The organism is Methanothermobacter sp. (assembly GCF_030055435.1).
Classification (GTDB): Archaea; Methanobacteriota; Methanobacteria; order Methanobacteriales; family Methanothermobacteraceae; genus Methanothermobacter.
On the sequence record NZ_JASFYG010000005.1, the window covers coordinates 61646 to 81067 of the forward strand.

25 protein-coding genes are annotated in these 19422 nt (G+C 48.2%); 8 read left to right on the top strand and 17 right to left on the bottom strand.

The window, feature by feature from the left end; all coding sequences use genetic code 11:
* Positions 1-133: 133 nt before the first annotated feature.
* The 9 genes from QFX30_RS06815 to QFX30_RS06855 form a co-directional block, all read right to left on the bottom strand.
* A complete protein-coding gene (locus QFX30_RS06815; protein WP_300490004.1) occupies positions 134-433 on the bottom strand; it encodes a hypothetical protein in 300 nt (99 codons plus the stop codon).
* A gap of 92 nt (positions 434-525) precedes the next feature.
* Complete coding sequence (locus QFX30_RS06820; protein ID WP_300490007.1) at positions 526-1185, bottom strand: hypothetical protein; 660 nt, start codon at positions 1183-1185, stop codon at positions 526-528.
* 35 nt (positions 1186-1220) lie between these two features.
* Complete coding sequence (locus tag QFX30_RS06825; RefSeq protein ID WP_367186144.1) at positions 1221-1367, bottom strand: hypothetical protein; 147 nt, start codon at positions 1365-1367, stop codon at positions 1221-1223.
* A gap of 45 nt (positions 1368-1412) precedes the next feature.
* Positions 1413-3194 (bottom strand): FmdE family protein, encoded by a 1782-nt coding sequence (locus QFX30_RS06830; RefSeq protein WP_300490010.1) that lies wholly within the window; start codon positions 3192-3194, stop codon positions 1413-1415.
* Between the two features lie 213 nt (positions 3195-3407).
* Positions 3408-4298 (bottom strand): hypothetical protein, encoded by an 891-nt coding sequence (locus tag QFX30_RS06835; protein ID WP_300490013.1) that lies wholly within the window; start codon positions 4296-4298, stop codon positions 3408-3410.
* A gap of 96 nt (positions 4299-4394) precedes the next feature.
* On the bottom strand, positions 4395-4919 hold the full coding sequence (locus QFX30_RS06840) for a hypothetical protein (RefSeq protein WP_300490015.1): 525 nt from the start codon (positions 4917-4919) through the stop codon (positions 4395-4397).
* 117 nt (positions 4920-5036) lie between these two features.
* Positions 5037-5531 carry a hypothetical protein gene (locus QFX30_RS06845; RefSeq protein ID WP_300490017.1) on the bottom strand — a complete coding sequence of 165 codons (495 nt, stop codon included), beginning with the start codon at positions 5529-5531 and terminating at the stop codon, positions 5037-5039.
* Positions 5532-5712: 181 nt separating this feature from the next.
* The gene (locus QFX30_RS06850) at positions 5713-6396 is read right to left on the bottom strand and encodes a GTP 3',8-cyclase MoaA (protein ID WP_300490019.1); all 684 of its coding nucleotides are present in this window, start codon (positions 6394-6396) and stop codon (positions 5713-5715) included.
* A gap of 203 nt (positions 6397-6599) precedes the next feature.
* A complete protein-coding gene (locus QFX30_RS06855) occupies positions 6600-6905 on the bottom strand; it encodes a DUF2769 domain-containing protein (RefSeq protein WP_300490021.1) in 306 nt (101 codons plus the stop codon).
* 230 nt (positions 6906-7135) lie between these two features.
* On the opposite strand from QFX30_RS06855, the gene QFX30_RS06860 reads away from it, so the two are divergent.
* From QFX30_RS06860 to aqpM, 3 genes are read left to right on the top strand one after another with little or no spacing between them, the layout of a single operon-like run.
* The gene (locus QFX30_RS06860) at positions 7136-8635 is read left to right on the top strand and encodes a DUF2193 domain-containing protein (RefSeq protein ID WP_300490024.1); all 1500 of its coding nucleotides are present in this window, start codon (positions 7136-7138) and stop codon (positions 8633-8635) included.
* A 31-nt stretch (positions 8636-8666) separates the two neighbouring features.
* Positions 8667-8876 carry a DUF2180 family protein gene (locus QFX30_RS06865; RefSeq protein ID WP_300479682.1) on the top strand — a complete coding sequence of 70 codons (210 nt, stop codon included), beginning with the start codon at positions 8667-8669 and terminating at the stop codon, positions 8874-8876.
* A gap of 1 nt (position 8877) precedes the next feature.
* Positions 8878-9618, top strand: a complete 741-nt coding sequence (aqpM, locus tag QFX30_RS06870; RefSeq protein WP_300490026.1) for an aquaporin AqpM — start codon at positions 8878-8880, stop codon at positions 9616-9618.
* Positions 9619-9672: 54 nt separating this feature from the next.
* On the opposite strand, the gene QFX30_RS06875 is transcribed toward aqpM, so the two are convergent.
* From QFX30_RS06875 to QFX30_RS06885, 3 genes are all read right to left on the bottom strand, one after another.
* Positions 9673-11046 carry an MFS transporter gene (locus QFX30_RS06875; RefSeq protein WP_300490029.1) on the bottom strand — a complete coding sequence of 458 codons (1374 nt, stop codon included), beginning with the start codon at positions 11044-11046 and terminating at the stop codon, positions 9673-9675.
* Between the two features lie 182 nt (positions 11047-11228).
* On the bottom strand, positions 11229-13088 hold the full coding sequence (locus QFX30_RS06880) for a glutamate synthase-related protein (RefSeq protein ID WP_300490032.1): 1860 nt from the start codon (positions 13086-13088) through the stop codon (positions 11229-11231).
* Between the two features lie 9 nt (positions 13089-13097).
* Positions 13098-13766 carry a GXGXG domain-containing protein gene (locus tag QFX30_RS06885; RefSeq protein WP_300490035.1) on the bottom strand — a complete coding sequence of 223 codons (669 nt, stop codon included), beginning with the start codon at positions 13764-13766 and terminating at the stop codon, positions 13098-13100.
* Positions 13767-13915: 149 nt separating this feature from the next.
* Here QFX30_RS06885 and QFX30_RS06890 point away from each other — a divergent pair, with 149 nt between their 5' ends.
* Positions 13916-14464 (top strand): ArsR family transcriptional regulator, encoded by a 549-nt coding sequence (locus tag QFX30_RS06890; RefSeq protein WP_300490038.1) that lies wholly within the window; start codon positions 13916-13918, stop codon positions 14462-14464.
* Positions 14465-14573: 109 nt separating this feature from the next.
* Here the strand turns inward: QFX30_RS06890 and QFX30_RS06895 are convergent, their stop codons facing one another.
* Entirely contained in the window at positions 14574-14795 is a 222-nt protein-coding gene (locus tag QFX30_RS06895; RefSeq protein ID WP_147671043.1) for a hypothetical protein, read from the bottom strand.
* Positions 14796-14956: 161 nt separating this feature from the next.
* On the opposite strand from QFX30_RS06895, the gene QFX30_RS06900 reads away from it, so the two are divergent.
* Entirely contained in the window at positions 14957-15337 is a 381-nt protein-coding gene (locus tag QFX30_RS06900) for a hypothetical protein (RefSeq protein ID WP_300490041.1), read from the top strand.
* 156 nt (positions 15338-15493) lie between these two features.
* Positions 15494-16060 carry a zinc dependent phospholipase C family protein gene (locus QFX30_RS06905; RefSeq protein WP_300490043.1) on the top strand — a complete coding sequence of 189 codons (567 nt, stop codon included), beginning with the start codon at positions 15494-15496 and terminating at the stop codon, positions 16058-16060.
* 148 nt (positions 16061-16208) lie between these two features.
* On the opposite strand, the gene QFX30_RS06910 is transcribed toward QFX30_RS06905, so the two are convergent.
* From QFX30_RS06910 to QFX30_RS06925, 4 genes are read right to left on the bottom strand one after another with little or no spacing between them, the layout of a single operon-like run.
* A complete protein-coding gene (locus tag QFX30_RS06910) occupies positions 16209-16595 on the bottom strand; it encodes a hypothetical protein (RefSeq protein WP_300490046.1) in 387 nt (128 codons plus the stop codon).
* 10 nt (positions 16596-16605) lie between these two features.
* On the bottom strand, positions 16606-17733 hold the full coding sequence (locus QFX30_RS06915) for a TIGR04083 family peptide-modifying radical SAM enzyme (RefSeq protein WP_300490049.1): 1128 nt from the start codon (positions 17731-17733) through the stop codon (positions 16606-16608).
* An 8-nt stretch (positions 17734-17741) separates the two neighbouring features.
* Entirely contained in the window at positions 17742-17894 is a 153-nt protein-coding gene (locus QFX30_RS06920; RefSeq protein ID WP_192961114.1) for a TIGR04165 family Cys-rich peptide, read from the bottom strand.
* 2 nt (positions 17895-17896) lie between these two features.
* On the bottom strand, positions 17897-18046 hold the full coding sequence (locus tag QFX30_RS06925; RefSeq protein WP_300490054.1) for a hypothetical protein: 150 nt from the start codon (positions 18044-18046) through the stop codon (positions 17897-17899).
* A gap of 55 nt (positions 18047-18101) precedes the next feature.
* Here QFX30_RS06925 and QFX30_RS06930 point away from each other — a divergent pair, with 55 nt between their 5' ends.
* Positions 18102-18656 (top strand): heme-binding protein, encoded by a 555-nt coding sequence (locus tag QFX30_RS06930; protein ID WP_300490057.1) that lies wholly within the window; start codon positions 18102-18104, stop codon positions 18654-18656.
* A gap of 14 nt (positions 18657-18670) precedes the next feature.
* Positions 18671-19414: a SagB/ThcOx family dehydrogenase gene (locus QFX30_RS06935; RefSeq protein WP_300490060.1), complete on the top strand. Its 744-nt coding sequence runs from the start codon at positions 18671-18673 to the stop codon at positions 19412-19414.
* The last annotated feature ends 8 nt before the right edge of the window (positions 19415-19422 follow it).

Below are 19422 nucleotides of genomic sequence, written 5' to 3' on the forward strand. Positions count from 1 at the left end.
TCCCCTGAAACGTAACTTATTCTGGGTGCAAGGTAGGTGGCCTGTTTTTCGTAGCTGTTGTGGAGTGTAGATGACTCTCCACTTACACAGTGAGGTGCTGAAAAAGTGTCTATGATATAGTGGCTTGCAACACCTAGCAGTAGCTGGCATACCTGTAATTATTGCTTCTGTAGGCGCTTCTACCCCTGTCAAGCCATTTTTTAGCCTCTGCAAAGCTTCTGGGGAAGCTGTGCCTTACAGTGTCATGGAACTTTTCGTCAGGGTCGTTGGATCCGTTGATCATGGCTTTGATGTTGATCTTTGATCTCTTGTAGGATGGGAGTTTCTCATAGATGGCCTCGGCGGCGTCATAGTGGGTGACGGTCTTCCATGCATAGGAGCAGGGCATCAGGATGAGGACGAGAACGAGAATTAATGACACACCCCTCTTCATTTTAAAACCTCCATGATAATAGGGGGGATTTACATGTATAAATTTTTTCTTAACAGGGTTATGATGATATAAAAAATAGAAAAATAGAGCGTTTATTTTCCTGCTCCGCCCCTGAGGAATCCGAAGGCCACGAGGCCAGCAGCCACAAGGACACCCACGATACCATAGACGTACCATGAGGAGTCAGCGCCGCCAGAAGTGGATGTTGCATTTGTAACCTCATAGGCCCTCTTACCCTCCACTGGAGAATTCTCTGAAACCTCAGATGCTGCACTCACATCAGCCGGTGAAGCACTGTAATCAGCACCTGGTGTGTAACCTGCATGGCCTGCATTGCCATGGGAACCTGAGGGTAAACCACCGGTCGAACCACCCGTGGAGCCCCCGGTCGAACCACCAGGTATACCACCCTGGTTTCCGTTCTGACTTCCACCATTGTTCACCGGGATGAGGTCCTCAAGCGTCCTGTTTGCTGGGATGCTGAATATGTACTGGAGCGCATTCATGGACCCTGTGCCCCCTGAGAGGAGTATGTTGAGCTCTTCTCTGTTTATAAAGCGCTCAGCTGCTGTATTGACCGTCGGCAGGGATAGCAGGTTGGGTGATGAGTAGTCGTGCTTGTATAGCCTGATGTATTCCTCGTACATGTTGGATCCGGCTGCGAAGCGTGGGCCCTGCCAGGTGATGATCGCAACCCTTCCTGTGTTGGTCTTCTCATTCCATATCACTATGTAGCCTACCATTCCGTTCATTCCGCCCTCTGTCTCGAGCCTTGTCTCCTCGGTTGTCAGCCTCTGGTTATGGTAGGTTCCTGTCCAGCTGAAACTCCCAGGAGCATGAAGAGGATGTCATCCTTACAGTTGTCCAGCGTTGTGACGTAGATGTACTTCTCGTTCTCACCCTTGGGGTAATTCTGGGATATGTAGTCTGCTATTAGGTAACCGGGTGAGCTTCCACCACAGACATGGTTGTTGAAGAGTCAGCCCATGAGGACGTCGAATGGCGGATCATATGGTAGCACATCCTCTATTATGTAATTTGCTGAACTCTGAACAGTGAATGTCCCTGTTGTGAGGTTGTAGTACATTGACTTGATTATCTTCTGGGTCCCGTTGATGAGGCAGAAGTCGAACTTCAGCTGACCCCATAGCGGCGCATGGACAGGCAGGAGTGTCTTCCTGCTTAACCTTGATCCCAGCACATCGAATATTCCATCCCGGACCGCCCCTGTGTCCTGGCCGTTGATCCTCATGTAACCCGCGGATGTCAGCACGAAAAGGTGATAGTCATCCTTTTCAAGGTTTATACCCATTGCCCTGAAGAGCTCCACGGCCTTTTCGGCTGCAAGGCGGCCTATGTTCTTGAGGTCACTGTAGGTGAGGTTTCCTGTGCTGTATGTTCTGTTTGCTGGTGTTGCATTCACAAGGTTTGTCTGGTTCAGTATGTAGTTTAGGTCGAGTCCGGCTGCACTGATGGTTGTGTTACCCTTGGTGGGTTCATATCCCATGATATAGTTGACCTGGTCCTGTGTGAGGTTGTCGAATGCGTAGAGGATCTTAACAAGTGATTCGGGACTTGTTGTGAGTTTTTTAACCGCCCATGCATTGAACTTGAGTTCAGAGACCGCTGTGGCCCCTGTTTCCTGTTTATATTTGTTTATCAGTTCCTGCTGACTGTAGGCCATTATTATGAGGGTTCCTGTCTTTGTCTTTGAGTTCCACCTGATGAATCCACCAATATTGGTGTCGGCCGTTGTGTTGAAACCAACGTAGGCCCTCTTACCTGGTGTTGCGTCCATGGCGTATATGAAGACGTCATCGTCTGATCCACCGGGCACACCAACAACCTGGTAACTGACACCCTCCAGTGGAAGTCCGAATTCATTGGTTGCAGGGTAGTATTTTAGGAGTGTCTCTATCATTGCATATCCGCTGATGGTACCGAGGCAGACGTGTCCATGGAATGCTGCCTCCCTGAGTATGTCAGGTGATAGTCCGATTGCCCATGCGTTGGCAAGGCTTGCTATGGGGAATGTGTCGTTTCCGAGTTTTTTCTGGAGTGCCTGGTACTGTACCAGTGGCATGTTCTGTGACACGGTTCCAACGTAGATGGGTGTCATGCTGGCGTTTTTGAAGTATGCGGCTATGAGGTCGTTCCCCTTCCTTACGATGAATGCGAAGTCAAGGGGGTCGAGGTGTGTTTTTCTGAGCATCAGGAGGTTACTCTTCCCGTAGCTCACCATTCCGCGGGCCTGGTTGAGTATACCCTCAAGGACGTCCTCTGTGGTCTGGTTTCTGTAATATGCTGTCCCTGCGGTTGTTATAACCAGCACATCACCTGTTTTTGTGAAGTTCAGAATCTGGTCAGCCTTTCTGGTGATCTCCCTTCCCAGTCTGTAGGCGTCTGTGGCGTTCATCCGGAGGGGGAGGTAAGCGGCGTATTTTGTCCCGTAGTCTGTGAGCTGGAATGTGTGTGAGAGTTCCCTGTAACCTGGGGCCCTGATCTTTATGGTGAACCTTGTGGTGTTTGTGATGTTCCCGTAGTTGAAGATGATCTTTGTGATGTTGGTTGCCGGGTCAAAGGTCCTTGTGAAGTTGATCCTTGTACCGCTTTGGTCCTTGAGTTGCTGTATGTCTGGATTTATCTGACCGTTGTCGTCGGCGTACTCGTACTTTACATCTACTCCCACCTCACATTCTGTGTCCACTGCGCTCACTGAACCCGTCAGTGCGACAGCAACGAGAAGAGCAAGGAAAGCCATGAAATACAGTCTTCTCATCAAATTTTCGCCTCCTTCAATTCTTTCATAAAAAATAATGATATTAATAACATATAAATTTTAATTATTACTAAATTCAGCCCTGGACAAAAATAATACTCAATTCTGTATGGTGATGGGCTATTCGGTGTGAGAATGAAAGACGTTTAAATGGTTTTAAAAATAAAAAAGTATTTGGAGAAACGTTTAACTCCTCTATTTCTTCCTTTCTATCCTGATTGAGATTGGGGGTTCAATTTCCTTCTTACGGATCACCCAGATCGTGGCTCCAAGCACAATGAGGATTATGAGCCATGCGGGTATCACTATGAGGGTATCAGATGTCTCTATGGTTTTTGTCTGGTGGTAGCGGCCATAGTTTATCTTTGTCTTTGCGATATAGGGTCCAAATTCTATCCAACCCGGCTTCCAGGTCTCAACCAGCGTGTAATTGTCCTCCGGGTACACCACACCCTCAATGGGGACCCTCTGCGTCCCTGTTATACCGGTGAGTTCAATGGCCCCTGTCATGTTTGCCTGCACCGTACCAGTGTTTTTTAGGAGGTAGGTGAATTTACCTGGCATGAAGCTCACAAGCACCTTGGGTGCGCTGTGATCTTCAAGTTTCAGTGACTCGATTATTGGTCCCGGGAGCCCCACGTAGATGGGGACGACGAGTTCAACCCCCTGGACTATCTGGATGCCACCTGTAACATTCTGCACAGGAAGCCCCTTTATGACGATGGCCCCTGCAGCGTCAAGGTAGTTTATCTTTCCCGGTGCCTTCACTGTGAACCTGATATTCCTTGACTCGCCGGGTTTCAGCTTGAATGACGTGTTGCCCTCTATGGTGATCCACTGGGCTATCCCCCTGTCGGAGTATACCAGGTTAACGCTGTCCATGAGGAGCCTCTTCTTTGTTACGTTGACGTTCACCTCTTCCTTACCAATGTTTCTCACTGTGATTTCGCCACTCACTGACTGGCCAGGTTTAAGGTTGTATCTGAAGTCTGCAGGTGAGGCCCAGAGTCCGGTTGCGATTACCGGCGCCGCTGATCCCAGGATGAAAAGAAATATGAGAATTGCAGTTAGATGTCTGGGTTTCATGGTTATCAACCTCTAGAAAAAGTTTAATTCTGAAATTTAAATAGTTAATGAAAAGGTTAATGAAAAAAAGAGTCTTTAAAAAATTGGATACTTAACTTATGGAGCGATTCCACCGGTTTTCACGGCTGCGTATGTGTTTGTTATCGTGTAGGTACCATCCTCTGTGTATGCTGGCACTGTAAGTTTGAGTGTTGTTGACCATATTGTTGGGGTACCTGAACCCTGGGCTGCTTTGTTCATGTTTGTATATATCTTCTGGTATGTCTGCACGATGTTCTGGTAATTATTTGCATCTTTACTGAATATGTAGAACTCAGTTATTGGTATGGTGTCTGTTGCGCCGCTTGTACTTGTGAATGCTGCACTGTTTGCCTTTATGTATAGGTCTATTTTAACGTTACCTCTGTTTTTCACTGTGAAGTTCTCACTTGTGTTTGTGGCTCCAGCTGCCACAACCCAGTTGTCGACGTTGTCAACTTCTATTGCTATTGCCTGTGGCACTGTAACGGTCACTGTCTGTGTTGCCTGTGCCGCATAGGATGGTGAACTGTATGCACCGAGTGCCACCACAAACATCAGGGCAACTATAAGTGGGATTACACCCATTATCTTTTCCCTCATATATATCACCAGTTAATTTCAGATATAATTAGTTGTCACAGCCCCCTATATAAATCTTTCGAGATTTCGTGACACGGGAAACATATAATTAATATATTCGTGACCATTTTCACAAAATCAGGTTGAGGTGTAGATGAGGGTTGTTGAGTATGTGCCAGGATCCGTGTATGGGGGCACAGTTATGTAAAGGCTGAGGGGGACACTCTGGGCTCCTCTAAACCCTGAGTATGTCATTATGACTTGGTTGGAGGTTGTAAATGACCTCTTGCTTAGGCTGGGTGTGCTGAACTTGAAATTGGAGAGTGGTATTGTGAGTGAACTGTTGGCTGTATTCACAAGGTTGCCTGATGCCCTCACAGAGAGGGTATCACCAAAGGCAATAATGTAGCTGACAGTTACTGTTACAGCGTCCGGGTAGCTCCGCTCAGTCCCATCAGGGGGTACCGTTCCGAGGCTGATGGTGGATGGTTCAACTGTTATTGATGACCACAGTGAAAGTGGCTGCACCACACCCCCACGGGGACTTGATGTGTTATTCACTGATGAATTGTTTCCTGTCTCATTGACCGCTGCTGCAGTGAAAACACCCATAACCAGGAAAAATAATGCCATAACCGGAATCAGCGCGTTTTTCATAAGATCCCCAACCTACTGTCAATATAAAAGAAGACCATTTATATATTTTTTGATTTTTCGCAGAGGAGCGCATCTGATGGGACATCGTCTGTTCAGATGCCTCAATGGGAAATGCTATCCAGAACACCCAAAAAACATCTGATGGAGTATCATCTGTTCAGATGTGGTCCAGGATCATCCTTCTCCTCTTATGCCTCCGGAAGTCCAGTGACGTTGAGACACTGCTGAGGTACTTCCTGCTTATCTCCGCAGCCCTCAGTATTTCATCATCCCCTGGCCTCCTGGCACCCAGGCTGTTGTTGTAGCCGACATAACCTGTTATGCGGTAGGGGACGTCCCACTCTGAAAGGAACTCTGCTATTTTTTCAATCTCATCAACATCCACGATTCCAGGTACAAGGACAGTTGAGACCTCCAGTTTACCTGAACCAGCGAGTTTCTCTATGCACTCAAGAACCGCCTGGTTGGATTTCCCTGTGAGCTGCAGGTGTTTCTTGTCATCCAGGGCCTTGAGGTCAACGTGGACCTCGTGGAATGCACTATCCCTCAGGATCTCCCATCGTGTGCCGTTGGTTGAGATGGTCACGTGGAGGTCCCGACTGAGGGCCTCTGTGAGTTCAGGGAGGTCCTTCTGCAGTGTGGGCTCACCACCGGCTATGAGCACCCTGTCTGTACCCTCCTCTGAACTGATCTTCAGGACCCTGTCTGCTATCCTCCCTGCATCGTACTCCCTGCAGTTTCTTGGGGTGAAGAAGCAGTACCTGCATCTGAGGTTGCAGGTGGGTGTGAGGACGGTTATGATGTCGCTTACAGATATGTGTGATAGCTGGATATGTTTCACCTCGGTAAAATTATGATGTCACTTACCTGACTGACTCATCCTTCTATGATGTCGCTTACAGATATGTCTGGCGGGTGGTGAAAGATTTCAAGTCAACTTTACGGTTTATTGCTGTTATGGTATATATGTGGCGGTCCAGATCTGGCATTTCTGGCCATTTTTCCACACCAGGGACAACTTCATTATACATCTATATTACGAAGTTATCTCTGTCTGACACAGAAGTACTCAGATACATCACCCTCAGATAACCTGTGCTCACGCCAGACCTCACACCCACTGCAGAGGCACTCCTCATGGGGATCTATATCCCTGCAAATGGCCTCACCTGTGGAACAGTAGACCCCTGGAACCCTGTCGGTGTCCATGCGCATGGCACTGTCAAGGTCCTGCTGGGTTATGAGGAGCATTATCTTCTTTTTATCTGCCACGCACTGACTCCTGCTCTGGACGGGACACTCAAGGCAGAGGCACCTTCTGATGTTTTCCATACTGAAGTCAACCTCCATGCCATCACCGTAACTGTATATGTGTCTGCTGCCACTTCATATTTGCCCCAACTCCAAAAAATTTCAATTAATAATCATGATAAACTGAATTTTTTCCAGAAAACGACCTTTATTTAAAACTTTTGTCTTGTAACTTTTAGAAACTGATATTAATGAAGGTGATCTATTTAATATTGGTAGAATGTGGTCAACCGGATAACCCGGCAACCATTTCTACCGAAGGTGATCTAATGGCTGAGTTATATGAGAAAATGGTAAAAGAGGCCATGATGGCCCAGAAAGCCGATGTGGAAACCATAAAAAAGAACAGGGGAAAGGAGTTTAAAATAAAGGATACAAAGGCCTACCTGGACGTTGTGCAGGACATGAAGGCTGTGGGAGACCAGAGCGAGGCGGTGATAAACCTGCACAAAGACTCAGTGAAGGCCCACTATGAGATACTTGACAGCCTTACAGACACCATAAGACCAGAGGATGACCCATTCGTTGAACACTACCAGACACCTGTTGTTCTGGAGATACTGAGGGACGAGGACAGCGAATTTGAGAAGAGCCTTGAGGCATTCATAGATGCAATAGGAAGGGCAGAGGCCCTCATAGGAAGGGAGGCAATAAGAAGGTATGGGGGATTCTATGGGCCAACCTGTGTGGTTGACTTTGCCCTCATGCCAGGAAGCACAAGCAACGTGGTGAACAGGATCCTCAGGGAGACAGATATACCCGAGATGCACAAACAGGCGATCCTCTCAGCAAAGTCATGGGGTATGAACACCTCCTATGGTATTGGAGAGGTATTCGCAAATGAGATCGAAAACGGGGCAACCGCTGCAGAGGCGGCAGAGAAGGAAATAGAGATGGTGAAATACATCTACCAGGAACCTGTTGAGGCACAGGCAAAACTCATGGACGACCATGGACACGAATCCTTTGATGTGAGGGAGTACATGTCCCGCTACAGGAAGGAGATGGAGGGGACGGTGAAGGCCGCCATTGATGATGGGGTGCACTATGGCAACATACTCACGGTACCGGCATACTGTGTCGGTGACATATCACACCACATAGCCCAGTCCACCTACAACATGTGCAAGGATGATGTGGTTATGGCCATAATCGAGGCAACAACCGGGGTTATGGAAAGCACACTGAACAGTGCGGTCAGCTCATTTAAGAGCGAATATGATGTGCTGAGCCTTGCAACAGGTTCATCTGCATGTGCAGTTGAATACATACTTGAACTCGACGGATTCAATGCAATCGGTGTTGTTGACCTCCTCACCAAGAGGTTCCACAACTATGTCCAGTTATACCCCACAAGGGGGGCCGCAGCAGAGCTCCACAACAGTGACTTCATGGACATGATATACCGTGGATGGATCCACCTGGATGAGGCAAGGAGACTGCTTAACGGAGCAGAGGGTCCTCTTGAGCCAATGGTCGCTGGGCATAAGGTTGATCTCTCACCGATACATGAAAACGAGGTTATAATGAACCCGCAGCGCTACACATACCCTGCCTGCGCAATAACCGTGAGGTTCTCAGCCCTCATGAGACTCGCAGATTACCCATGCCTCCTTACAAGCGAACCTGTAACAGCAACCCTCATGACCAACATAATCGCACTCCATAAGGAGAGCGCAGCATCACCTGCAAGGACCTGTAAGAACTGTGCAGCGGCAGCACTTGTGGACTTCAGGCACAACCACTGCCAGTGGAGAGAGGCTGTATAAGCCTCAAAGCATTTCTTTTTCAGGTGATGGTATGAAATGCTATGTATGTGCAGAGCAGGGAAAGGACACCGATGCTGTGGCCATATGCATTGTCTGCGGCATGGGCCTCTGCACAGAACACGCAATACGTGAGGAAACAGAGGTATGGAGTGGCGGCTACCCCTTCCCGGCAGAGAAGGTTGGGGGCACTCTGCCCAGGATACTCTGCCCCTACTGCTACAACGTCATGAAGGAGGACTAGCATGGTATCCCTTACAAAAAGGTGCATCGCCGAGTTTATAGGAACATTTTTCCTGGTGTTCTTTGGTGCAGGGTCAGCCGCGGTGACACTCATGATAGCATCTGGTGGCACATCCCCCAACCCCTTCAATATTGGAATAGGTCTCCTTGGGGGCCTCGGGGACTGGGTTGCAATAGGCCTCGCCTTTGGTTTTGCAATAGCCGCCAGCATATATGCCCTGGGAAACATCTCGGGCTGCCACATAAACCCTGCAGTTACCATAGGGCTCTGGTCTGTTAAGAAGTTCCCTGGCCGTGAAGTCGTACCCTACATCATTGCACAGCTCCTTGGAGCCGCATTCGGGAGCTTCATATTCCTCCAGTGCGCCGGTATAGGAGCAGCCACCGTTGGCGGGCTGGGGGCAACGGCACCATTCCCGGGGATCAGCTACTGGCAGGCAATGCTTGCAGAGGTGGTTGGTACATTCCTGCTTATGATCACAATCATGGGTATTGCCGTTGATGAGAGGGCCCCAAAGGGATTCGCAGGGATTATAATTGGTCTCACGGTTGCAGGTATAATCACAACAATAGGTAACATAAGTGGAAGCTCACTGAACCCGGCACGTACCTTCGGCCCCTACCTCAATGACATGATCTTCGCAGGCACTAACCTCTGGAACTACTACCCCATTTACGTCATAGGTCCCATTGTGGGGGCGGTGCTTGCAGCACTCACCTACCGGTATCTCACATCGGAATAACTAAACTTTTAATTCTTTTAGTAGAACTAATCACGTGTATATGGTTTTAAAAAACTAAAGGTTCCTTTTCATGGTAGCAATCTGTTCTTCCCTTCTCTTGAGGCGTATTGAGAGGAGGAAGATCGTTATGGCGACAAACACAAGGAGGATGAATGAGTACCTGTAACCACCGGTTCCTCCAATGGATGCCACAACACCCCCGATCATGGCACCCCCCACCAGCTGGCCGGCACTTGAAAGTATATTCAGGAGGGCCTGCCCTGAGGCCCTGTGTTCAGGGGGAGCCTCAGAAAGCATTATGTACCTCAATGGGGCCCCTATAACTGTTATGAGGCCAAGGGCCATGAGAACCTCGGCCAGTATGAAGAGTCCCAGGGTGGATGATAGAAGGGCCATCATCAGGCACCCTGTTATAAGTATGAGGCTACCTGAGACCATCACGGTCCTTGACCCAACCCTGTCAAGCAGGAAACCGATAACAGGTGCCCCAAGGGCCATTGTCATCACAAATGGGAGTAAACTGAAACTGGCCATTGATTCTGATAGTGAAAGGGCCAGGAGGGCATAGCTTGGTATGAAGACGATGGCCGACTGTGACAGGCCATTACCTGCGGATATTGCAGTTGCAATCCTGACCTCCCTTTCCCTCAGGAGGTCCACCTGTATTATGGGGTCCCGGGCACTGTTCTCAACGCGCCAGAGGATGGGTAGAAGTGCTATGGCGATTAGAAGGGGAAGTGAAACGATTGGTCTTGTGATGCTCCCGGGGATATCTGCTGTATCAAGCTGATTTATGCCAATGGCCAGTGATGTGACGAGAACGGCAAGTATGATGGTCCCCAGGACATCAAAACCACCCTCATCATCTTTAACCGTGACGGGGAGTATGAAGAACCCTGCTATAATAATGATGGCTGCTATTGGGATGTTGATGAGGAAAAGCCACTCCCACCCGTAGGGGAGTATGAAACCTGCAAGCACGGGACCTGCTATTGATGAGAAACCGAATACCGATCCAATGATACCCAGAGCCCTGCCACGGCTTTCAGGGGGGAACGTGTCCCCTATGAATGCACTTGCAACGGGGAAGATGCCCCCGGCACCGAATCCCTGAAGGGATCTTCCGAGGATGAGAAGGGGATATGATGGTGATAGTGCTGTTATGGCGGATCCCGCTGCAAAGAGGGTTATGTCAAGGATGTAAATGTTTCTCCGCCCGTACCTGTCTGAGAGCTTTGCCATGACAGGTGTTCCCACCATGAAGAAGAGTATGTATGATGCAAACATCCATGATGCAAGGCGGGGGTCCACATGGAATGATTTCTCGATTGCAGGAAGCGCCGGACCGATTATTCCTATATCCAGCGCCCCCATGAATACTCCGGCAAAGAGCAGTACCAGTATTATGTTTCTGCTTTTTTTGTCCATGTGAAATATTCAGTGTTCAACCGATAAATCCTTTATCAATTTCACGGAAAGAAAGTTTCCTGGAATTTTGTGGTTGGGATTGTGAAAAAATAATCAACGGAAAAGAGGGTTCCTTGAATTTTGTGGTTTAGGGATTGTGAAAAAGATGGGGATTTTGAAAAGGAGAAAGGTTTCAGCGAATCTCACTGGTTTATGAGTTTAAGTCCAGTGATCTCCGCTGTATTGGTGTCCAGTGCACGCAGGTCATCGGGGCTGAATTTCCTTATGTCGTCGTGGCCTGCAAGCTGTGCCAGCATCTTGGCCTCCTCGGTCATGGACTTTATGTAATTGGCAACCCTTCTGGCTGCAAGGTCCACGTCCATCCTTTTCCGCAGGGCGGGGTCCTGTGTTGCCACACCAACCGGGCACTTACCGGTGTAGCACATACGGCAGGCACGGCATCCCATGGCGATCATTGCACCTGTACCGATGTAGACCGCATCTGCACCCATTGCCATGGCCTTGGCGACGTCGGCACCGCTCCTGATACCCCCTGTTATGATGAGGTCAACCTCATCCTTGAGCCCGATATCATTGAGGCCGTTAACTGCCTGCACAAGGGCTGCGAGGGTTGGAACACCTGTATGCTCTATAACAACCTCAGGTGCAGCACCGGTTCCCCCCTCCATTCCATCAACTGATATCACATCTGCACCGGCCTCGGCGGCGATCTGGACGTCCTCGTAGACCCTTCCAGGTCCAAGTTTGACAACGATCGGCACCCTCCAGTCGGTGACCTCCCTGAGGAGTTCTATGTGCTTTGCAAGGTCACCCTCCCTTGTGGCGTCAAGGAAACGGGCAGGGCTGAGGGCATCTGTTCCCTCGGGTATTCCACGGATCTTTGCAACCTCAGGGCTCACCTTCTCTGCCAGGAGGTGCCCACCCATTCCAGGTTTTGCGCCCTGACCTATCTTGACCTCTATTGCATCTGCCACGTTGAGGTAATCTGAGGATACACCGAAGCGGCCGCTGGAGTACTGGACCATGAGGTTATCTGCAAGTTCCCTTTCCTCGGGTAGCATCCCTCCTTCACCTGTGTTGGCGCAGGATCCCACGAGGGATGTGCCCTTGGCCATGGCCAGTTTGCTCTCCTTGCTGAGGGCACCGAAGGACATACCTGCGATGAGTACAGGTGTCTGGAGGACCAGTGGCTCCTCTGCGAACCTGTCACCCAGCACCACGCTGGTGTTGCAGGGCTCCCTGTACTTGTCAACCGGGGGAATTGATGCCTGGGCAGGGAGTATTATTATATCATCAAAGTTTGGCAGCCTCCTCTCTGTACCGAATCCCCTGAGGACATATTTACCTGCCTTGGATGTGTACCTGATATCTGCGATTGTCCTGGGGTCCCATATGCTGCCTGCACCGGTTGGCAGGAGAACAGGACATGCTGCAAGACATGACCCACACATGATACACTTGGTCTTATCTATCTCGGCATGGTCCTCAACAATCTCTATGGCGTCTGTGGGACAGACGATTTCGCAGGTACCGCAGAATACACAGAGCCCCTGTGTTGCTGCTGCAAGGTCTGATGATGGTGATGAGGGTGTTATTGAGCTTGCACTTGGTTTTTTGATTTCAAAGCCCCTCTGAATGTCGTTCACATACTCCATAACGTCAAGTGCCTCCAGGCACCCCTGTTCACAGGCAGCCACACATGCAGGTGTATCCCCGGGGTTTTCCATACACTGCTGGTCACACTTAACCATCCCGTCCTCTGTGTAGGTTATGGCACCTATTGGGCACATGAGCATGCAGAGCTTGCAGCCCACACATGACTCCTGTTCGATCTTCACTGCACCATTTTCCCTCTGGATGGCGTCCCTGAAGCAGCCCCTTGCACATGAAGGATCAACACACTGCTGGCATACGATTGCATGGTATCCTGTGTCCATTTTGTTGAGGAATATGGCACTTCTTCCTAGGACCTCCTCACAGGCCTCCATACACTTGTTACACCCATCACATTTTTCAGGTTCTGTTAAGAGTATCTGCACCATTTAAACCACCTAACCGTAGAATGGACGTATCTCCTTGCGCTGTATTTTTTTGAATTCCTCTGGAGAGGCTTCTATTGAGTATCTGCTGAAGAGTGATGATAGCTTGTCCAGGTCTTCCCTTTCAGGTTCCAGGACCTTTGCATTGGTCCCGGTTTCAAAGTCTCCACCAACGTATATGTTGCCGCCGATTATCCAGTCACCTATGTCCCTACCGCTGTCACCGGTTATTATGAGGTCTCCGCTAAGCATGTAGAGCCCTGCAAGGTCACCTATGTCTCCATCGATTATGATTACACCACCCTTGTTGAGCTGACCGATTCCGTCACCTGCGTCTCCATGGACGACTATTGTTCCGTTGTAGGTTCCAAAACCCACACCATCTTCTGCATCTCCGTATACGATTATTTCCCCCGCGGTCATGTTGTTGCCAACGTATCTCCCGGTTTTTCCATGAATCTCTATCCTGGGTCCGTGGTTGAGGGCCCCAACGAAGTCACCGAACCTTCCATTGAGGATGAATTCTGCCTCCTCCCTTATCCCCACAACAATGGAGTCAAGTTCAGCGTTGCTCTCTATGCTGAATTTTCTTATGTTATCCTTCAGCCCTTCCTTTATCTTCCTGTTGATGTCCCTTGTTGAGAGATCATCACCTGCGATTTTCATCTCCTGAACAGTCATCTAACATCCCCTGTTGTTTAATGTGCTTTTATGAACATTTTCCACAGTGCATAATTTAAGGATTCCCATTTCTGGAAATCAGGAATATACAATTATATATTATAATGAGATTATTATCTACTATACTGAGATCTGTAAATGGTGATAGTATGAGGACACTTGTGAGTAACCTGCGGGGAAGGTGCCTCTTTGATGTGGCTGTGAAGGCCCAGATAGATGGGCTCATATCGGTACAGACAGAGGACTTCAATGACACATGTCTCGAGAAATTCATAAAGGGAGGCATTATTCGGGTTGAGGGGAGAAACCCCATTGAGGCCGCCAGAAAGATAGCAGAGGTCATAAGGGGTGCTAAAAAGCATGGAGAGGTCTATGTTGCCTTTGATGGAAGTGACCTTGGAGGTTTACTCTCATTTTTGGCCCACCGTGAGGGTGTGGCTGGTATCTACACGTGTTTTGGGGATTCTGCGGTGCGTCTTCCCCCACTGAAACTTGATATATCTGATACCAGGCTCAGGATACTGGAGGCCCTTGAGGAGGAAAGCCTCAACGCGGTTTTAATTGCAAGGAAGGTCGGCATTTCAAGGGCTATGGTCTACAAGCACCTATCAGGTCTGATGGAGATGGGACTTGTGGAGCAGTCCCAGATGTTTGATAGATACTCCATTACAGATGCAGGTAAACTTGTTATAATCTAATGGAGGTTAAAGGTTTACAAAGAAGGAGTTGGTTTAGGTTTTGGTATCAACCGGCGCAGTTTTACAAAAAAGGAGGTTTTTGAAGTGGTTATCAATACAGTGGAAATGTCTATTCCATGGGGTATCCAACCCTGAGCCTGTAGGATGCCCTCTCACTTATAAGTACAGTACCCGGCACAAAGAAATCATCGAATTCCGCAACCTTCTGCTTCATACAGGGCTTCAACTCATCCTTACTGGCATATGAAGCACATTCATCACTCTCCAGTATACCCTTCCTGACAAGTTCAATGTACCTCATCTTCAGAGTTTCATCATCAAGAACGCTCATCATAATCACCAATATCTACTATATTCCAGCAATATATATATTTTTTGCAGTGCAATCTCCATGAGGTATAAGTATTTATACTATATTGGACAATATCATATACAATGTTCAGAAAAATAAATTTCTGGAATCATAATAAAAAAAGAGTTAAGGGGCCTGAAATGATTAAAAGACCTTTAAATTACAGTAAAAATGATGAGAAATATTTCATAACGTTAAAAACCGTTGTTGAACACCTCAGAGATCATGGATACGATTTAAAGGTGAATAACGGTAAAAAGAAACTCAGACCACGTATGCTGAAGGGGTTCCTGCCTGATGTCCATGCCCTTAATGGCTCCGATGAAATTGTTGTTGAGATAAGCACCGATAATAGTGATATAAGGAAATGGAGAAGATTTGCATACACCGATGGCATCAGGTTCTGGATAGTTGCACCCTACCCAATCGCAGATTCTGTGAAAACCTGTGTTGAGACATTTTCAATACCCGCAGAGGTTTACGCCTGTAACGTTACCATGAAACTCAAGCGTGTACTGTAAATTTTTTATTAATAGGTTTTATTAATATGGGTGTTCATCATAAAAGTTAACCTTCATCATAAATTTTTTATTAATTCACACGCTATCTCACAAAAGGTTTATATGGGGAGAACCTAATTATTTCTATAAAAATTCTCTGATTACTGTGAGGTTAAGATGAGGTCTATTTTTATAGCTGCGGTCCTGATTCTTGTGGCATCACAGATTCAGGGGGCATCGGCCTGGTCTGTAAAGAATCACCATGATATTGCAGAGGGGGTCTACCATGCAATGCCCTCTGATGTTCAAAACCGTCTGAGTCTTGATGAGATGAAGAATGGTGCAGACGACCCTGACACGGTTTTCTTTGATTTTGAATATCATGTATACCCATATAACCTTGAAAAGGCCAGTTTCTGGCTAAATCAGGGTAAGATCAGCTATGATTCAGGTAACTACAGTTATGCCAGCTACTGCTATGGTGTTGCAAGCCACTATATCTCTGATGGCATCTGCGGTCCACACACATCCCCGGGATCCAGCAGGTACCTCCACACGGTCTATGAGATACGTGCAATGATGCTTGAACCTGTAATGGGTCCTGTCCCTGATGACCCTGAAATGGAGGCAATGAGACTCTGGAGTTCCTGGGTTTCCGAGGGTGATGACTCATGCATATCGGGGGCACTTGACCTGGCATGCAGTGTATCCTGTAAGGAGATCATGAACTCAATAGGGTCCTGATACTCTTTTTTCCCAAATTTTGAGATTGTAGTGGTATATGGGTCTTTTTAAAGTGGGTTTAGCCAAATGTTGAGGCTATCCAGTCACCTGTGTAGTGTGTTATCACTATAATCAGGATTGCCACCATGAGATGCTCACCAAGAACCCTCTAGAGGGGAGCATTCTGTGACCCTGCAATATGTACACTAAGGATACCCAGAAGTAGAAGGCCCCAGATGACTGACACTGCAATTGCAACTGTCAGATCCAGTAAAAGAACAGGTAAGAGGAATGTGATGGCAAAGACGAATTTGCTAATGAACGTTGCAATGGTGGACTCCCACACCTCAACTTCGCTGTGCCTGTTCTCGGACTCCTCGGCGATGTGTATGCCCATGGCATCAGAGAATGCGTCAGCTATTGCTATTGTGAGCACACCTCCAATCACTCCAAGCCTGGAATGGGTACCTGAATGGAGTCCCACCATAAGGCCAAGGGTGGTTATTATGGCCGATGTAAGACCAAAACTGAAACCTGTCTTTAGTGAATGTCTCATGGTTTTACAACTATTTCATCATTATATCCAGCACTCCTGGTTTTGATTTCTTCTTCTGCCCTCCGAGGATTCCAGATTCAAGAAACTCCCTGTTGGCCCTCCTGTTGATCTCAGTGAAGATCATCCTGTAGGCCTGGCACTGATGGTCCACACCATCTATCCTCCGCACTCCATTCTCCACTGTTATGGCATTGTATGGGCAGCCACCGAGGCAGTATCTGTAGAATTCACAGTCACCGCATTCATCATCAACCATTTTTCTCCACTCATAGAGGGACCTGAGGGCATCACTCTCATTGAGGTCCTCCATGCTGGGTCTATCAGATACGTTACCCATTATGTAATCCTTCATGCCCACGAAGCGATAACAGGGGTATATGTCCCCGTAGGGGTCAACTGCAAAGGTATTACCCACACAGTCCGCGTGTGTGCACACAACACCCCTGCGGAGGAACGCGCTCTTTGCAAAGTGGTCAATGTTCTGTATCTCGATTTCACCGAAGTGCTCAAGGTACCTCTCAAGGAGGTAGAGGAGGAGATCCCCGTACTCCTCTGCGGTTATGGCCCATTCCTCAGGGTCAGGGCTCTTGAGGGATGGGAGGGCCGGGTGGAGCTTCATGTTCATCTTATTTTCAAGGAAGAACTCGAATATGTCCTCCTTTCTCCTTATGGAGTAGGAGGTGAATGTGCTTATGAAGCTCACCTTCAGACCGTGCCTCCTGGCTATCTTATAGCCCTTCATGGTTTTATTGAAGTAACCATCACCCCTCTGGTGATCATTTATCTCCCGTGGACCATCAAGGCTTGAACCGATGGGTATGCTGTACTCTGCAAAGAGCTCCGCGAGTTCATCGGTCATAAGCCAAAGGTTTGTCTGGATGGCAAATGCGGGCTTTAGAAAATCGAGTTCAGTAGATATCAGCTGCAGGGTTTTTCTGTAAAATTCGTAGCCTGCAAGGAGAGGTTCTCCCCCATGGAAGGTGAAGGTGGCTGGTTCTCTCCTGAAATCCCTCAGCCACGAAACCATTTCCCTCACTGTTTCAGTGTCCATCACCTTGGAGTTCCTGTCAACGCCCCAGCAGTAGCTGCAGTCGGAGGGACAGTTCATTGAGGGGATGATCATAACATGGAATGCCATTCCATCACCTAATCAGCGGTTTCAAAGACATGGCCACACTTTTCACAGACGATTTCCTTCATGGACGTCCTTGACTTGTGCTCATCCATGAATCTTCTCTTAACAACCTTGTCCCTGCAGCCGCAGACAGGGCACTCCTTCAAAAACTCCTCCATCTTCATGGTCAGACCTCTATTATCTCTTCCACCACGTATTTGCCGCCACAGGGACACTCCTCTATTCGATCTCCAATGTGATAGGGTGGTGTTTTACCTTCAACTTCAAGGGTTCTCTTAGCCCTGCAGAGGTCACAGTAAGCTTTGACTATCCACATCATGTAACCTAGATATATATGGTCTGATATATAAGGTTGTAAGGGGGTTGTTTTTTTGACTGAGAGTCCAGACTATGAGGTTGAACTGGAGGACGGTGACTTTGAGATAAGGTGCTATCCAGGGTACATACTGGCGCAGGTGGATGTTGAGGGGAACTTCAGGGATGCGATGCTTAGGGGATTTTCCATCCTTGCAGACTACATATTCGGGAATAACAGACGCAGGGAGGAGATTCCAATGACATCCCCAGTAACTGGAGTCAAACTGGGAGAGAAGATACCAATGGCAGCGCCGGTGACAGAGGAGAAACTAGATGATGGGGGAGTCTACAGGATATCGTTTACCATGCCATCATCATACACACTTGAAACACTTCCAGAGCCCAGTGACAAACGTATAAGGTTCAGGGTTGAGAAGAATCAGAGGTTTGCGGCCTATAAATTTTCAGGAAGGGTAAATGAGAGTATGGTGGAGGAAAAAACCGGTGAATTCAGGGAATGGCTCAGAAAAAATTCCATAAAACCCAGATCAGGATTCATAGTTGCCCAGTATAACCATCCTGCAGTTCCTGGTTTTCTGCGGAGGAATGAGATCCTTGTGAAGATATGAATGGTGGGGTTCTGATGAATGAGATTGAAAGAAACCGTTACTTCCTGAAGGACAGTATAAGGAAGAGGATAGATTTTTCAAAAACACCCCAGAGCATGGGGGCGGCTGCACCACCATTTGAGAAGCCATGGCCAGAGGATGCTGAAATGATTGACCTCCCGGTACTTGACTGGGCCGAAATGGTGGATGTGAATATTGTTAGATGCATAAGAAACCGTAAGAGCCGCAGGAGTTACACTGACAGGCCCCTGAAACTTGAGGAACTCTCTTTTCTTCTCTGGGCCACCCAGGGGATAAGGATGGTTGCAGGTCACAGTGCCTTCCGCACAGTCCCCTCAGCCGGCTGCAGACACACCTTTGAAACCTACCTTGCGGTATTCAATGTGGAGGGCCTTGAGGCGGGCCTCTACAGGTACATACCATCGGTGCACCGGTTGCTGGTGGAGTACCTTGATGATAACATCTCCCAGAGGATAGTGGAGGCGTCCTTCAATCAGCGCTTCACCGGAGAATCCGCTGTGACATTCATCTGGACCACGATACCATACAGGATGGAGTGGAGGTATGGTCTTGCAGCCCACAGGGTGATACTCATTGACGCAGGTCATGTCTGCCAGAACCTCTACCTTGCCTGTGAGGCCATAGGTGCGGGTACCTGTGCGGTTGCAGCCTATGACCAGGAGTACCTTGATGAGGTGCTGGGGGTTGATGGTGTGGATGAATTCGCCATTTACATGGCGCCGGTTGGAAAGGTTTAAAAAATTGA